Below are 14088 nucleotides of genomic sequence, written 5' to 3' on the forward strand. Positions count from 1 at the left end.
GCGTCGTCATCGTGCCCGGATACGGAGCCGGGCCTGGCGACCACTGGTTCCCGTGGTTGCAGGGTTCCCTCGTCGCTGACGGCGTCGCGGCGAGCGTCGTCGCGCTGCCGACCCCGGACGCTCCGGTGGCTCACGAGTGGGAGGCAGCCGTCGCCGCGGCGCTCGGTGCGCCCGGTCCCGGGACCTGGGTCGTCGCGCACTCGCTGGGCGGCATCACCACCCTGCGCGTCCTTGCGGCGCTGCCAGAGCCCTGGTCGCTCGGCGGGCTGGTCCTGGTGTCCGGGTTCACGGGACCGCTGAACGCACTCCCGATGCTCGACGGATACCTCGGGGCCGACGTCGACGTGGAGCGGGTGCGTGACCATGTGGCAGAACGGGTCATGATCCGGTCCGACGCCGACGAGCTCGTGCCGCCCTCCGCCTCCGATGCGCTGGCGGCGCGGCTCGTCGCCAGGCGGCACGTCGTGCCGGGCGCGGGCCACTTCCTCGCCGACGACGGCATCACCGCGCTGCCCACCGTGCGGAGCGCTCTGCATCGGAGCGAGCGGCCGCCTCACTAGCGGCGGTGCGGCCCCGTCGCGGCGTCGAGCAGCGTCTCCGCCGCCGCCCGCGCCTGGTGCGCGGCTTCTGGAGTGCCCGAGATGGCTGCGGTGGTCTGCGCGCCCTCGGCCAGGATGGCGAGCTGCGGCGCGAGGGTGGGCGGGGCTCCGGCGTCGGCCACGAGGCGGGCGACGTACTCCTGGAAGGTGCGCTTCTGCTCGCGGACGGCGTCCGTCACGGCGGGCGACGACGCGCCGAGCTCGCCGTGGACGTTGATGAACGCGCATCCGCAGAAGTCCGGCTCCCGAAACCAGGCGTCGAGGAAGTCGAAGATCGCCAGGATGCGCTCGCGGGCCGTCGTGGCCCGCTCCGACGCGGACGCGAGCCTGCTGTCCCAGATCGCGGTGCGGTGGTGCAGGACGGCGACGATCAGCTCGTCCTTCGAGGCGAAGAGCGAGTAGATGCGCTTGAGCGACACCCCCGCCGCCGTCCGTACCGCGTCCATGCCCACGGCCTGGACACCGCGCGTGTAGAACAGCTGGTCCGCGGCCTGGACCACGCTCTCGCGAGCGGTCGCTTCGTCGATCATCCGATCCCACCTCAATCTTTCCGCCCCGCGCGACTTGCGCTGAGAACGATCGTTCTCTACCGTAGCCGATGACGGTGGAGAACGCCCGTTCTCCACTGGGACGAAGGATCGAGAAGGGAACGGATCATGGGTTTCATCACGGTCGGCACCGAGAACAGCACCACCACCGAGCTCTACTACGAGGACCACGGCTCGGGGCAGCCGGTCGTCCTCATCCACGGCTACCCGCTGGACGGCAACAGCTGGGAGCGCCAGTCGCGCGAGCTGCTCAACGCCGGCTACCGCGTCATCACCTACGACCGCCGCGGGTTCGGGCAGTCGAGCAAGGTCGGCGCCGGCTACGACTACAACACCTTCGCCGCCGACCTGAACGCGCTGCTGAACACCCTCGACCTGCGCGACGTGATCCTGGTCGGCTTCTCGATGGGTACCGGCGAGCTGGCTCGTTACGTGAAGAACTACGGCCACGAGCGCGTCGCCAAGCTTGCGTTCCTGGCCTCGCTCGAGCCCTTCCTCGTGGCGGCCGACGACAACCCCACCGGCGTGCCGCAGTCCGTCTTCGACGGCATCGAGGAGGCGGCCCGCTCGGACCGCTTCGCCTGGTTCACGCAGTTCTACCAGGACTTCTACAACCTGGACGAGAACCTGGGCACGCGGATCAGCCAGGAGGCCGTCACGGCGAGCTGGAACACGGCGACGGGCAGCGCCCCGGTCGCGGCCTACGCGGTCGTCTCGTCCTGGATCGAGGACTTCCGGGCTGACGTCGAGGCGGTGCGCGCCGCCGGCAAGCCGTCCCTGATCCTGCACGGGACCAAGGACAACATCCTCCCGATCGACGCCACGGCCCGCCCGTTCCACAAGGCGTTCCCCGAGGCGGAGTACGTCGAGATCGAGGGCGCGCCGCACGGCCTGCTCTGGACCCACGCGGACGAGGTCAACAAGGCGCTCCTGAGCTTCGTCCAGGCCTGACCGCCCGGACGGCTGACACCGTCGGGCATGTGCTCGCCTGACCGCGTCGGCAGTTTGCACTGAGGTCTGTCCAGCCCCGGACCGACCTCAGTGCTAACTGCCGAGTCTGCGGGACAAACTGCCGACTGCTCGGGCGGGGCCGCGGGTCAGCGGGGGAGGGGGCCCGTGTAGGCGGCGCGGGCGGTCTCGACGTCGGACATGTGGGTGCCGGACCAGTCGCCAAGGGCGGCGAACACGGTGTGCAGGCTGCGGCCGAGCTCCGTGATCCGGTACTCGACCCGCGGCGGCACCTCGGCGAAGATCTCGCGCCGCACCAGGCCGTCGCGTTCGAGCTGGCGCAGGCGCTGCGTGAGCACCTTGGGCGTGACGCCGATGCGCCGCTCCAGCTCGACGAAGCGCTGGGTGCCGTGCTCGTGCAGCACCCAGAGGATCGGTGTGGTCCAACGGCTGAAGACCAGGTCGACGACGGGCGAGATGGGGCAGGCCTCGGTCGGCTCGCTGCCCGGCTCCGGGCGCCAGGTGGTCGGGGTGCTCATGGCAGCCTCCAATACTTTCCTGAGGGAACCTACTGTACTGGGGCTCGTAACGTCGGCGGCACGGCGGCCGCACGGGCCGTCCGGCCCGCTCGTGGGCCACGTCGTACGGACTAGGAGCACCCATGATCGTCGTCACCGGAGCCACTGGAAACATCGGACGGCCGCTGGTCGCCGAGCTTGCCCGGCGGGGCCACGAGGTCACCGCTGTCTCCCGCGCGGGCGCCGCGCCGCTCGACAGCCCGCTGGTCCGCGGGGCTTACGCCGACCTGGCCGACCCGGCGAGCCTGCGCGCCGCCGTCGACGGCGCGAGTGCGCTGTTTCTCCTCGTCCCGGGTGCCGGCGGGCACCTGGATCGGGAGCGGATCGTCGCCACGGCCGCCGACGCCGGGGTGCGCCGGCTTGTCCTCGTGTCGTCCCAGGCGGCGGGCACTCGTCCGGAGTCGCCCTCCCACCGACCGCTCGCCGAGCTGGAGAAGCTAGTCCGCGGCTCGGGGCTTGCCTGGACGGTGCTGCGGCCAGGCGGTTTCTACACCAACGCCTTTGCGTGGGTCCCGTCGGTCCGGGCCGAGCGCACGGTGTACGCCCCATTCGGCGACGTCGCGCTGCCCGGCATCGACCCGCTCGACATCGCCGACGTCGCAGCCGCCGCGCTCACCGACGACGGGCACGACGGCCGCACCTACGAGCTGACCGGTCCTGACGTGAGCACTCCCCGTGAGCGGACCACCGCGCTCGCCGACGCACTCGGCACGCCGCTCGCCTTCACCGAGCTGACCCATGAGCAGGCACGCGCCGGCATGCTCGAGCTCATGCCCGAGCCGGTGGCCGATGGCACGCTCGCGATCCTCGGCGAGCCCACTACTCAGGAGCGGGCCATCAGCCCGCACGTCGAGGCGGTCCTCGGCCGGCCGGGACGAACCTTCGCCGACTGGGCGCGTGCGCACGCGGCGGCGTTCAGGGCCTGATCGTCCGGCGCGGTGGCGGGAGCCGGTGACCAGATACGCCCGCCCCGGGACCTGAATCGGCCTCCCGCCCGCGCTCCCGGCGGGCAGAGACTGGGGCCATGAACCGTGCACTGATCGTCATCGATGTCCAGGAGTCCTTCCGGGTCCGCCCGCTGTGGGCCGACACGCTCAACCCGGGGATCGCGGAGCCCGTGAACCGGCTGGTCGACCTGGCCCGCGCGGCCGGCGACCTGGTGGTCTGGGTGCTGCACACCGAGCCAGGCTCGGGCAACCCGTTCGACCCCGCGACCGGCCACGTGAAGTTCTTCGCGGAGCTGAGCGAGCCCCTGCCCGGCGAGCCCGTGCTGCGCAAGACCTCGCACAACGCCTTCACCACGACCAACCTGCAGCAGATCCTCACCACCCACGGCGTGCGCGAGCTGCGCATCGGCGGCATCCGGGCCGAGCAGTGCGTGGAGACCACCACCCGCGTCGCCTCCGACCTGGGCTACGACGTGACGTTCGTCAGCGACGCCACGACCACCGACCCGCTGGGCCGGTTCAGCGCCGCCGACATCCTGGAGCGCACGGAGGCCGTGCTCCGCGACCGGTTCGCCCGCATCGCGACGGTCGCGGAGCTCGAGGCGGAGGACGGACTCGTGCCCGACGCCGGAGCCCCTGCCAACGTGGCAGCATCGGCCGGGTGACCACTGTCGTCTTCCTGCTCCTGCCCGGGGTCCACCTGCTCGACCTGGCGGGCCCCGCGCAGGCGTTCTTCACGGCGGGGGACTTCGGCCACCGCTACGACCTGCGATACGTCTCCGGAGATTCCGACGGACCCGGGCCCGACGCCGGTGTGGTCGCCTCGGCGCAGGGCCTCCCGCTGGTCGCGGGTACCGAGTGGCCGGCGCTGGGCGCGGACGACATCGTCGTCGTCCCAGGTTGGCGGGTCGGGAACGACCCGGCCGCCTGGCCCCACCTGAGCCAGCCAATGCGCGAGCGGCTCCGCGAGCATCATGCGGCGGGCGGCACCGTCGCCAGCGTGTGCGCGGGAGCCGACGCGCTCGGCCAGGCCGGCCTGCTCGACGGCCGGCGCTGCACCACCCACCACGCCGTCCAGGACGCGCTGGCTGCCCGCCACCCTCGGGCGCACGTCGTGCGCGACGTCCTGTTCACCACCGACGGCGGCGTGGTCACCTCCGCCGGTATTGCCAGCGGCATCGACCTCTCGCTGCACCTGCTTGCGATGCGGCACGGCCCGGCGCTCGCCGCGCGGGTGGCCCGGGAGATGGTGGTGTACGCCCGCCGGAACGGCACGGAGCCGCAGGCCAGCGCGATGCTGCGGCACAGGTCGCACGTCGATGACACCGCCCATCGCGTCCAGGACCACATCGACGCCCACTTCACGCACACCCTCCCGCTCGCCGACCTGGCCGCGCACGCCGGCGTCGCCGAGCGCACCCTGACCAGGCTGTTCACCCGGGCCACCGGCGTGACGCCCCTGCGCTACCAGCAGATCCTGCGGCGCGAACGCGCCGAGCACCTCATCGGTCACGGCGCGACGATCGAGTCCGCGGCCCGCGCCGTCGGCTTCGAGAACCCGCGCACGCTCCGCCGCCTCCGCAGCTCGGCGTAGCCGTGCCGGTCAGACCACCACGCCCACGAGCAGGGCGACCACACCCAGCAGCGGGACGACACCCTGCTTGAGCGCAGCGCCGCGCTTGCTCGGGTCGGAGATCACCAGGACCACCGATGCCGCGACCATCGAGCCGGCGCCCGCGAACACGAGGGCCGACCCCACCGCCGTCGACCCGGTGGCGGCAAGAACTATGCCGACCGCCGTGACGATCGCGAGGAACAGGTTGTAGTAGCCCTGGTTCAGGGCCATCGGCCGCATGGCCTCCGCCTCCTGCGCGGTCATGCCGAACGTCGCCAGGGTCTTCCGGTCGGTCCAGGCGAAGGACTCCAGATAGAAGATGTAGACGTGGATCAGGGCCGCGATCCCCGCGAGTACAAGTCCGGCGATCAGCACGATGGTTCCTTCTCGAGGTGGGCGTTTGATCGGCAGTATGTCAGGGGAAGAGCCGGCTCAGCGCGTCGGCCATACGGCTTCGCCTCAAGTGCGGAAGGGCCGGCCGGGAATAGGCAGCGTGTCCCCGTGGCTCCGGTTCGTATGGAATGGGAGATGACGGCACTGCGGCGCGAGTGGCTGCCTGCTGATGCGAGCCTGGTTCGGCCCGGCCCGCTCTGGGTCCTGGTCCTGTCCGGTGCCGCGACGCTCGAGACGGCGGGCGACCGCCTGACGATCCTGCCCGGCGACGCCCTGCTCGTTGACGCCCGGACGGCGCACCGGCTCACGGCCGACGTCGAGACCGACCTCGTGCACGGCGACCTGCGCCGGGCCGTACCCTCCGCGCCGCTGCCGAGTCCGCTGGTCCAGCGCGGGTTCGGCGATGAACATCGCGGCATCATCGCCCTCGTGACGACCTGCCCGCTCACGGTGCAGTGCAAGGCGGACCGGTTCGCGACGGCGTACGCGGGCCTCCTCGGGGCCGCGATCCTGTCGATGCTGTACCCGGCCGACGGCGCCGGCCGGGCCGACGACGGGCGCGGCCCGGCCGGCGACGCGCAGGTCGCCGAGGTGGTGGCGGCCCTCGCGGCCGGGCCGGGAGAGCCGTGGACGCTCGACCGCATGGCGGGCCTGGTGCACCTGTCGCGCTCCGCGCTGACCGAGCGGTTCCGCCGCGCCACCGGGCACAGCCCCATGCGGATGCTGCGGGAGGTGCGCATGAACCGGGCCCGCACCCTGCTCACCAAGCAGTGCCTGGCGGTCACGCGCGTGGCGTTCGAGGTGGGCTACGGGTCGGTCGCCGCGTTCAGCCGGGCGTTCACCGCGGACCACGGCGTCTCGCCGCTCGCGTGGCGCACCGCACCCGACGCCGCTGCGTCGGGCCTGGTCGTGCCCGACGCCGCGGCGTCCCGCACCCCCAGGGCGTCAGTCGCGGGGTATCCGCAGCAACGCCCAGCCGAGCCCCGCCGCCACCGCAGCTCCCGCGCCGACCAGCAGCAGCGGCCGGACACCGTACCCGTCCAGTAGCGCGCCGCCCAGCGCGGAGCCCACCGTGATCGCCACCTGGAAGGCGGTGACGCTGAGCGCCATCGCGGACTCGGTCCGCTGGGGCTCGACCCGCGCGCCCCAGAGCTGGACGACGACGGGGATCATGTTGAACGCGAAGCCCCACAGGACCACCGCGACGGTCAGCATCGGCACGGACGAGGCATTCGCCGTGAGCACCAGGGCGATGCCGAGCGCGATCGGCGCGGCCCCGGCCAGGGGCCGCAGCCAGCGCGCGAGCATCCCGGCCACGATCGTGCCGGTGACGGCGCCGACGCCCCACGCCAGCAGCATCCAGGTGGTGGCGGCGGGGTCGATGCGGTCGATCGCGAGGCGGATGTACGGGTAGGCCGCGAAGTTGCCGAAGGCGACCAGCACCACACAACCGATGCCCGCCATCAGTCGCGTGCTGCGCAGGGCCTCGCGCAGCATCCGCAGGCCCGCCGTCGGGTGGGCCGGGACGGAGGGGAGGGCCACGGCGAGGGCGACCGCGCTGATCGCGCAGAGGACGGCGGCGCCTCCGAACGCCGCCCGCCAGCCGATCGCGTCGCCCACTATCGATCCGACCGGGACGCCGAGGACTGTCGCGATGCTGACGCCGAACGAGATCGCCGACGACACCAGGCGGTCCCTGCCGGGGACGGCGTGCGTGCCGACGCCGAAGGCGAACGACCAGTACCCGGCGATCGCGATGCCCAGCAGGAGGCGGCCGATCAGTAGCACGGCGAAGCTGGGCGCGACGGCGACCGCGAGGTTCGACAGCGCGGCGGCGGCGAGCAGGCCGAGCATCACCGTGCGCCGGTCGGTCCGGGGGAGCAGCACCGCGATGCTCGGCGCAGTGAAGGCCCCGGCGATCGCCGTCGCGGCCACGGCCAGGCCCGCTGTTCCCTCACTGACGCCGATGTCGGCCGCGAGGCCAGGCAGGACGCTCGCGGGCAGGAACTCGCTGGCGACCAGGATCGCTATGCCGAACGAGAGCGCGACGACGGGAGTCCAGGTAGTGCGGGGCGGGGCGCTCGGGTCGGTGCTCGGATCGGTGCTCGGGTCAGTGCTCGGTGGTGAAGGCTGTGCGGGCACAGTGGCGCTCTGGGTGGGCATGCCCCCAGCCTGGGCGCCGTCCGCCCGAACGTGTTGACCGTACGGCGCACCCTGTTGACCGCCCGGCCGAGAAGCTCGGCCGGTCTACTCGGCCGGGGTTGTCGAGCGTTCCTGGCGCCAGGCGCGGATGCCCGCGACTATCGACGCCGCTATCACCACACCGGCCACTATGTACGCGATCGGTCGTACCGACGGGTCCGACGCCGCGAAGTACCCGAGCACCGTGATCAGCACCGCCCAGCTCAGCGCCCCGAAGATGTTCGCCGTCAGGAACCGCCCGTACGGCATGCGGGTCACCCCCGCGATGACCGGCACGAACACCCGGGCCCACGGCATGTAGCGGCCGATCACCACGGACCACCACCCGAACAGGTCGTAGAACTTCTCGGTACGGACCACCGCGGCCCGCACCCAGCGGCCCTTCCGCGACTCGAGGTACGGCCGCCCGTAGCGGCGCCCCAGCAGGAACGCGACCTGGTCGCCCGCCACCGCGGCGATACCGACGCCGATCGCGAGCACCCAGATATCGATGCGGTCGGTGCTGCCGGCCACGATCCCGGCGCCGAACAGCAGGCCGTCCCCGGTGAGGAACGGGATGAAGACGCCCACGAAGAACGCGGTCCCCACGAACACGAGGCCCCAGACGACGAGGTAGAACGCGAGGGGTCCGAGCACGTCGAGCCAGCCGGCGACGTCGTCGGACACCGTGGTTCTGATCATCGTGGGCGCCTCCGGTCCTGCCAGGAAAGTCCTGGTAAGGACACCCTAATGTGCGCGGCGGCCGGTCCGGTCCCGTCACGCGCCCTCACGCGCCGGGGCGGTCGACCACGCGGGACATCACGAGGGCCGTGCGCGTCTTGACCACGTGGGTGACGGTCCGGATGCGCTCCACGGTGCGCTCGATCTCCTCCATGCTGGTGGCCATGACGTGCACCATCGCGTCGGCGTCGCCGGTCACCGTGGAGACGCGCACCACCTCGGGGATCGGCGCGAAGTCGCGTTCGAGCACCTTCGGCGACACGATGCCGGAGCAGAAGATCTCGACGTAGCCCTCCAGGATCCAGCCCATCGCCTGCGGATCCACGCGCACGGTGAAGCCCGCGATCTCCCCGCGGGCGAGCATGAGGTCGACCCGGCGCTTCACGGCGGGTGCCGAGAGCCCGACGGCGCTGCCGACCTCCTGATAGGTGGCGCGCCCGTCGCGCAGCAGCTCTCCGACGATCGCCCGATTCACGGCATCCATGAACGAATCGTTCACCGGGCGGCGCGATAACGCAAGATTCCGCGCCTGACTGCGCAACGGATGCGTGCTTGTTGTGAATCGGTGCGCCCGTAGCCTCACGGCATGACGCAGAACACCGCGCCCATGGCGCAGACCGCGCCGCAGCGCTCCGCGACGCCGCGGCACTACCTCATGTGCCCGCCCACCTACTTCGACGTCGTCTACGCCATCAACCCGTGGATGGACCCGTCCTCGCCCGTCGACACCGCCAAGGCGCTCGCCCAGTGGGAGGCGCTCCGCGACGCCTACGAGGCACGCGGCCACCGGGTCGACGTCATCCAGCCCGAGCCCGGCCTGCCCGACATGGTCTACGCGGCCAACGGCGGCATCGTCGTCGGCGGCCGGGCGCTCGCCGCCCGGTTCACGTTCCCCGAGCGCGCCGCCGAGGGCCCGGCCTACGACCGCTGGTTCGACACGGACGCCGCCGCGCCCTACCGCCGGCTCGGCGAGGCTGTCGAGACCATGGAGGGCGAAGGCGACCTCCTGCTGATCGGCAAGCTGCTGCTCGCGGGCACCGGGTTCCGCACCACGCCCGCCGGGCACGCCGAGGTCGCGGAGCGCCTGGAGCTCGCCGCGCAGGGCATCGAGCTGGTCCCGCTCGAGCTGGTCGACCCGCGCTACTACCACCTCGACACGGCACTCTCGGTGCTCGACGACGGCGCCGTCTCCGGCGAGACCGTCATCGCCTACCACCCCGAGGCGTTCAGCCCGGCCGCGCAGGAGACGCTGCGCGAGCGGTTCCCCGACGCGATCCTCGTCGGCGCGGACGACGCCGCCGTGCTCGGCCTGAACGTCGTCTCCGACGGGCTGCACGTGTTCCTGAGCGACCGCGCCCGCGACTACGCCGACGCCCTCAAGGAGCGCGGGTTCATCCCGATCGGTGTCGACCTGTCCGAGATCTTCAAGGGCGGCGGCTCGGTCAAGTGCTGCACGCTCGAGCTGCGCCCGGCGTCCGACACCCTCGCCACAGCCGTCACCACCGAGGAGACCCCGCGATGACCACAGTCCCGTACCTCGACGTCGCCGCCACCGCCCGCTGGGTGGCGCGCCGCGGCCCCGAGGCCGCGATCGCGGCCCTGACCGACGCGCTGGAGCGCGACTTCGCGCGCTGGCCGGAGCTCGACAAGCGGCCGCGCATCGCGTCGCACTCCGCCGAAGGTGTCATCGAGCTCATGCCCACCTCCGACGCCGAGACCTACGGGTTCAAGCTGGTCAACGGGCACCCGCTGAACCCGTCCAACGGGTTCCAGACGGTCACCGCGATCGGCATGCTCGCCGACGTCCGCAACGGCTACCCGACATTCCTCGCCGAGATGACGCTGCTCACCGCGCTGCGCACGGCCGCGACGTCGGCCCTGGCCGCCCGGTACCTCGCGCCGGCGAACTCCCGGACGCTGGCCCTGATCGGCTGCGGTTCGCAGGCCGAGTTCCAGGCGCTCGGCATGCGCGCCGAGCTGGGCATCGAGACGCTGCGCGTGTTCGACGTCGACCGCGACGCCATGCACAAGCTGGCAAAGCACGCGAAGGCCCTCGGCTTCGACGTCGTGCTGGCCGACGACGCCGCTGACGCGGTGCGCGGCGCCGACGTCATCACCACCTGCACCGCCGACAAGCAGAACGCGACGGTGCTGCACGACGCCGACGTGCCCGCCGGGGTGTTCATCAACGCGATCGGCGGCGACTGCCCGGGCAAGACCGAGCTGGACCCGGCGATCGTGGCGCGCGCAAGCGTGTTCGTGGAGCTGCCGGAGCAGACCCGCATCGAGGGCGAGATCCAGCACCAGGCGCCCGACTTCCCCGTCACCGAGCTCTGGCAGGTCATCACCGGTGCCGCTGAGGGGCGCCGGAGCCAGGACGAGCTGGTCGTCTGGGACTCGGTCGGCTTCGCGGTGGAGGACTGGACGACGCTGAAGTTCGTCCTGGCCGACGTGACGGCGAACGCCCCGGAGCTCCTGGGCCACCTGGACCTGATCGCAGACCCGGAAGACCCGAAGGACCTGTTCTCCCTGGTCGCCGACGCCTGAGCGAACTGCCACGGACCACGCCACTGACTCGCTGTCTTCGATCAGTTGAGTCAGTGGCGTGGTCGGACCAACCCACTGACTCGCTGTATTCGATCAGCTGAGTCAGTGGCGTGGTCGGACCAAGCCACTGACTCGCCGTTCGGTGCGGGTTGGTCGGCGAGTCAGTGGTGGGCGGTTAGAGGAGGTGGGGGCGGAGGGGTGGTTCCTGCTCGAAGTTGTGGAACGGGTGGACCGGGGCCGCGAGACGGTGGTGGCCCAGGCGGAGCAGGTCCTGGTCGACGCCGCCCGGGGTGAGCATGAGCATCCAGTCGGCCGCCATGTTGTACAGCTCGGGCTCCAGGTAGCCGATCTTGACCACTACGACGTCGGTCCCGCGCGGGTCCAGGCCGATCGACGTGAAGTCGCGCTCCAGGTGGTACGGCTTGCGCCGCTCCGTGAGGATCACCCGCAGCCCGCCGATGCGCACGACGGCGACGATGCCCGCGTCGGGGTCGCCCTCGCTGACGTGCTCGACAACGCCCCGGAGCCGGACCGGCCCGTGTGGGCCGTCGTCGACCCGGGCGCCGGCCTCGACGTCGATCTCGGCGCCCGCGACGTGCTCGGCCCAGGCCTTCGCCACGGTGCGCGCGGCATCGGCGTCGGGCAACGAGGCGTAGATCGCCGTCTGCCTACGGACGTCGGATGGAGACGCGCCGTCCGCTGTCCGAGTCCCGCGTTCGGCCCTGGGCCCGACGTCGACCGCAGCCCCGCCCTCCTCAACCCCAGCGAAAGCCGGCTCCGCCAGCAGCTGCGCCAGCGTCCACGTGACGTCCCCCGCGCCGCCCGCCGTCGGGTTGTCGCCCGAATCCGACAGGAAGTACGGCCGCTGGTCGCTCGCCAGCGCGGTCGCCACGCACTCCTCGTACGGGGCGGCGGGCGCGACAAAGACGAACTCGTCGCGCGCCTCCCAGTACCGCCGGGCGAGCCGCTCGGCCTCGCGCACGATCAGCTCCTCGTCGTCGCCCGTGACGACGACGGCGGCCTGGCAGCTCGGCTCGTCCGCCCACGCGTACCCGACCCACAGCGCGGCGTCGACCACGCCCGGCAGCTCGGCCACGCGCGCGACGTCGGCGTAGATCGACGCGGCCGGCTCGATGCGCGTGCTCGTCTTCTCGCCCGGGAGCAGCACGGGCACCTGCACCCATGCCTTCTTGGGCGCCCCGCCGGAGCGTAGCCGCGCGAGCAGGTTCGCGGCGGCCCGCTCGCGCGTCTCCCAGACGTCCTCGTGCGGGGCCGTCCGGTAGCACGTGATCAGGTCGCTGGCCTGCGCCAGCTCCCGCGGCACGTTGCCGTGCAGGTCCATGGTGGTGCTGATCAGGGTCCGGGGCCCGACGGCGGCGCGCACGGCCGCCGCGAGGTCGGCCTCGGCGTCGTCCCGCCCGACGACGGTCATGGCGCCGTGGATGTCCAGGAGCACGCCGTCGTACGAGCCGTGCTCGGCCTGCTGGGCGCGCAGGGTTGCGACGATCTCGTCGCGCACGGACTCGTAGACCTCCGCGGGGACGGCGCCGCCCGGCAGGGAGCGGGCGTGCAGCACGCCGATCCACTCGGCGGCGTCGCGCAGGGGAGCGCCGTCGGCGAGGAAGGGATAGTGCGCCACCAGCTCGTCGCCGCGGCGGAGCGTGAAGGCCTCCCACCCCGAGCGGTGCGGGGAGAACGTGCTGGACTCGATCGACATGCCGGCGATCGCTACCCGCGGTCGGGTGGTGGTCATCGTGGTCCTTCCGAGGGGGTGGTGGCCAGGGCGTGCGGCACCAGCGCGTCCTCCAGCAGGCGGCCCACGCCCACCAGGTTCGCGTCGGCTCCCAGCGCGGACGGCGCGATCACCAGGTCGCGCGTCATGAGCGGGTGAGCGCCGGAGTAGATCTGGCTGCGGATCGCCGAGACGAACGGCTCCAGCGTGGACAGCGCGCCGCCCAGGTACACGGCGCCGGGGTTGAAGAAGTTGACCACCGTGCACAGCACCTCGCCGAGATGCCGGCCCGCGGTCCGGGTCAGGGTGGTCGCCACCGGGTCCGCGTTCCGGACGAGGGCGAGGACGTCGGCGGTCGCGGCGACGTCGTACCCCTGCTCCCTCAGGAGCCGGACCAGCGCCGCGCCCGAGGCGACCGTCTCCAGGCAGCCGCGGTTGCCGCAGGAGCACGGGGTGTCGGCGGCCGCAGGGATGGGGGTGTGCGTGATGTCGCCCGCCGCGCCGCCTGCGCCGCGGTGCAGCCGGTCGTCCGCCAGGATCCCGGCGCCGATCGCGGTGCCCGCCTTGACCGACACCGAGTGCCGCGTCCGGCGGGCGTGCCCGAAGTGCTCGCCGACGGCCATCGCGTTGGCGTCGTTCTCGACGACGGCGGGGACGCCCAGGGCCTCCTCCAGCCAGGTGCCGACGTCGAACCCCGACCAGCCCGGCATGCGCGACGGGCTGTCGAGCGCACGCCGTACCACGTCGACGGGGCCGGGCAGGGAGATGCCGACGCCGAGCAGGCGTCCGCCGTCGGGCGCCGCGCTCGCCAGATCCCGGAGCGCGGCCGTGACCTGCGTCAGCACCGGCTCCGGGCCGTCGGCCACCGTGAGCGCCACCTCCGTGGTGGTGGTGAGCTCGCCGCCGTGCCGCAGGATCCCCAGGCGGGCGTGGATGCCGCCCAGGTCGACCACACCGAGGTAGCCGGTGCTGCCGGGTACCCGCAGTGCCCGGGCCGGCGTCCGCCGCTGGACGCACCCTCGCCCGTCTCCTCCAGGACCCCCGAGGCGAGCATCGCCTGTACTCGCTGGGACACGGTGGACGGCGCGATGCCGAGCGACTCGGCGATCTCCTTGCGGGATCCGGCGCGGCCGCTCGACACGAGCACGAGGATCTCCCGCTCGAGCCGCGAAGCGGCGACCCGGGGACGCGCGGGCTGGGCCACGGGAATCCTCCAGACTTTTTTTCAAGTACGGAACAAGTAGCGGACAAGATTCTGC

17 protein-coding genes are annotated in these 14088 nt (G+C 72.4%); 8 read left to right on the plus strand and 9 right to left on the minus strand.

From position 1 onward, the window contains the following. Window positions 1-11: 11 nt before the first annotated feature. On the plus strand, window positions 12-560 hold the full coding sequence (locus AB1046_RS21285; RefSeq protein WP_369371281.1) for an RBBP9/YdeN family alpha/beta hydrolase: 549 nt from the start codon (window positions 12-14) through the stop codon (window positions 558-560). Here the strand turns inward: AB1046_RS21285 and AB1046_RS21290 are convergent. Then, entirely contained in the window at window positions 557-1129 is a 573-nt protein-coding gene (locus AB1046_RS21290) for a TetR/AcrR family transcriptional regulator (protein WP_369371282.1), read from the minus strand. The two genes, AB1046_RS21285 and AB1046_RS21290, sit on opposite strands and share 4 nt — an antisense overlap. Before the next feature lie 126 nt (window positions 1130-1255). Here AB1046_RS21290 and AB1046_RS21295 point away from each other — a divergent pair, with 126 nt between their 5' ends. Then, window positions 1256-2098 (plus strand): alpha/beta fold hydrolase, encoded by an 843-nt coding sequence (locus AB1046_RS21295; protein WP_369371283.1) that lies wholly within the window; start codon window positions 1256-1258, stop codon window positions 2096-2098. 146 nt (window positions 2099-2244) lie between these two features. On the opposite strand, the gene AB1046_RS21300 is transcribed toward AB1046_RS21295, so the two are convergent. Continuing rightward, window positions 2245-2634: a winged helix-turn-helix transcriptional regulator gene (locus AB1046_RS21300; RefSeq protein WP_369371284.1), complete on the minus strand. Its 390-nt coding sequence runs from the start codon at window positions 2632-2634 to the stop codon at window positions 2245-2247. A 122-nt stretch (window positions 2635-2756) separates the two neighbouring features. Here AB1046_RS21300 and AB1046_RS21305 point away from each other — a divergent pair, with 122 nt between their 5' ends. The 3 genes from AB1046_RS21305 (at window position 2757) to AB1046_RS21315 (ending at window position 5214) form a co-directional block, all read left to right on the plus strand. Next, entirely contained in the window at window positions 2757-3599 is an 843-nt protein-coding gene (locus AB1046_RS21305; RefSeq protein WP_369371285.1) for an SDR family oxidoreductase, read from the plus strand. Window positions 3600-3697: 98 nt separating this feature from the next. Beyond that, the gene (locus AB1046_RS21310) at window positions 3698-4285 is read left to right on the plus strand and encodes a cysteine hydrolase family protein (protein ID WP_369371286.1); all 588 of its coding nucleotides are present in this window, start codon (window positions 3698-3700) and stop codon (window positions 4283-4285) included. Beyond that, window positions 4282-5214: a GlxA family transcriptional regulator gene (locus AB1046_RS21315; protein ID WP_369371287.1), complete on the plus strand. Its 933-nt coding sequence runs from the start codon at window positions 4282-4284 to the stop codon at window positions 5212-5214. The genes AB1046_RS21310 and AB1046_RS21315 overlap by 4 nt, the downstream gene beginning before the upstream one ends. A 9-nt stretch (window positions 5215-5223) precedes the next feature. Here the strand turns inward: AB1046_RS21315 and AB1046_RS21320 are convergent, their stop codons facing one another. After that, a complete protein-coding gene (locus AB1046_RS21320; RefSeq protein WP_369371288.1) occupies window positions 5224-5610 on the minus strand; it encodes a DUF1304 domain-containing protein in 387 nt (128 codons plus the stop codon). A 153-nt stretch (window positions 5611-5763) separates the two neighbouring features. Between AB1046_RS21320 and AB1046_RS21325 the strand changes: the two genes are divergently transcribed. Continuing rightward, window positions 5764-6675 (plus strand): helix-turn-helix domain-containing protein, encoded by a 912-nt coding sequence (locus tag AB1046_RS21325; RefSeq protein WP_369371289.1) that lies wholly within the window; start codon window positions 5764-5766, stop codon window positions 6673-6675. On the opposite strand, the gene AB1046_RS21330 is transcribed toward AB1046_RS21325, so the two are convergent. The 3 genes from AB1046_RS21330 to AB1046_RS21340 form a co-directional block, all read right to left on the minus strand. Next, window positions 6574-7791: an MFS transporter gene (locus tag AB1046_RS21330; protein WP_369371290.1), complete on the minus strand. Its 1218-nt coding sequence runs from the start codon at window positions 7789-7791 to the stop codon at window positions 6574-6576. The genes AB1046_RS21325 and AB1046_RS21330 overlap by 102 nt on opposite strands. Before the next feature lie 84 nt (window positions 7792-7875). Next, window positions 7876-8511, minus strand: coding sequence for a DedA family protein (locus tag AB1046_RS21335; RefSeq protein ID WP_369371291.1), 636 nt, complete (start codon window positions 8509-8511; stop codon window positions 7876-7878). An 85-nt stretch (window positions 8512-8596) separates the two neighbouring features. Beyond that, on the minus strand, window positions 8597-9034 hold the full coding sequence (locus AB1046_RS21340; RefSeq protein ID WP_129785810.1) for an Lrp/AsnC family transcriptional regulator: 438 nt from the start codon (window positions 9032-9034) through the stop codon (window positions 8597-8599). A 102-nt stretch (window positions 9035-9136) separates the two neighbouring features. Here AB1046_RS21340 and ddaH point away from each other — a divergent pair, with 102 nt between their 5' ends. Next, a complete protein-coding gene (gene ddaH, locus AB1046_RS21345; RefSeq protein ID WP_369371292.1) occupies window positions 9137-10072 on the plus strand; it encodes a dimethylargininase in 936 nt (311 codons plus the stop codon). After that, window positions 10069-11097 (plus strand): ornithine cyclodeaminase, encoded by a 1029-nt coding sequence (locus tag AB1046_RS21350; protein ID WP_369371293.1) that lies wholly within the window; start codon window positions 10069-10071, stop codon window positions 11095-11097. The genes ddaH and AB1046_RS21350 overlap by 4 nt, the downstream gene beginning before the upstream one ends. Window positions 11098-11272: 175 nt before the next feature. Here the strand turns inward: AB1046_RS21350 and AB1046_RS21355 are convergent, their stop codons facing one another. From AB1046_RS21355 to AB1046_RS21365, 3 genes are read right to left on the minus strand one after another with little or no spacing between them, the layout of a single operon-like run. After that, window positions 11273-12850, minus strand: a complete 1578-nt coding sequence (locus tag AB1046_RS21355) for a M81 family metallopeptidase (protein WP_369371294.1) — start codon at window positions 12848-12850, stop codon at window positions 11273-11275. Continuing rightward, the gene (locus AB1046_RS21360; RefSeq protein ID WP_369371295.1) at window positions 12847-13782 is read right to left on the minus strand and encodes an ROK family protein; all 936 of its coding nucleotides are present in this window, start codon (window positions 13780-13782) and stop codon (window positions 12847-12849) included. The genes AB1046_RS21355 and AB1046_RS21360 overlap by 4 nt, the downstream gene beginning before the upstream one ends. Beyond that, on the minus strand, window positions 13668-14033 hold the full coding sequence (locus AB1046_RS21365; protein WP_369371296.1) for a winged helix-turn-helix transcriptional regulator: 366 nt from the start codon (window positions 14031-14033) through the stop codon (window positions 13668-13670). Before AB1046_RS21365 ends, AB1046_RS21360 begins: the two co-directional genes overlap by 115 nt. Between the last annotated feature and the right edge of the window lie 55 nt (window positions 14034-14088).

This window comes from Promicromonospora sp. Populi (assembly GCF_041081105.1).
Taxonomy (GTDB): Bacteria; Actinomycetota; Actinomycetes; order Actinomycetales; family Cellulomonadaceae; genus Promicromonospora.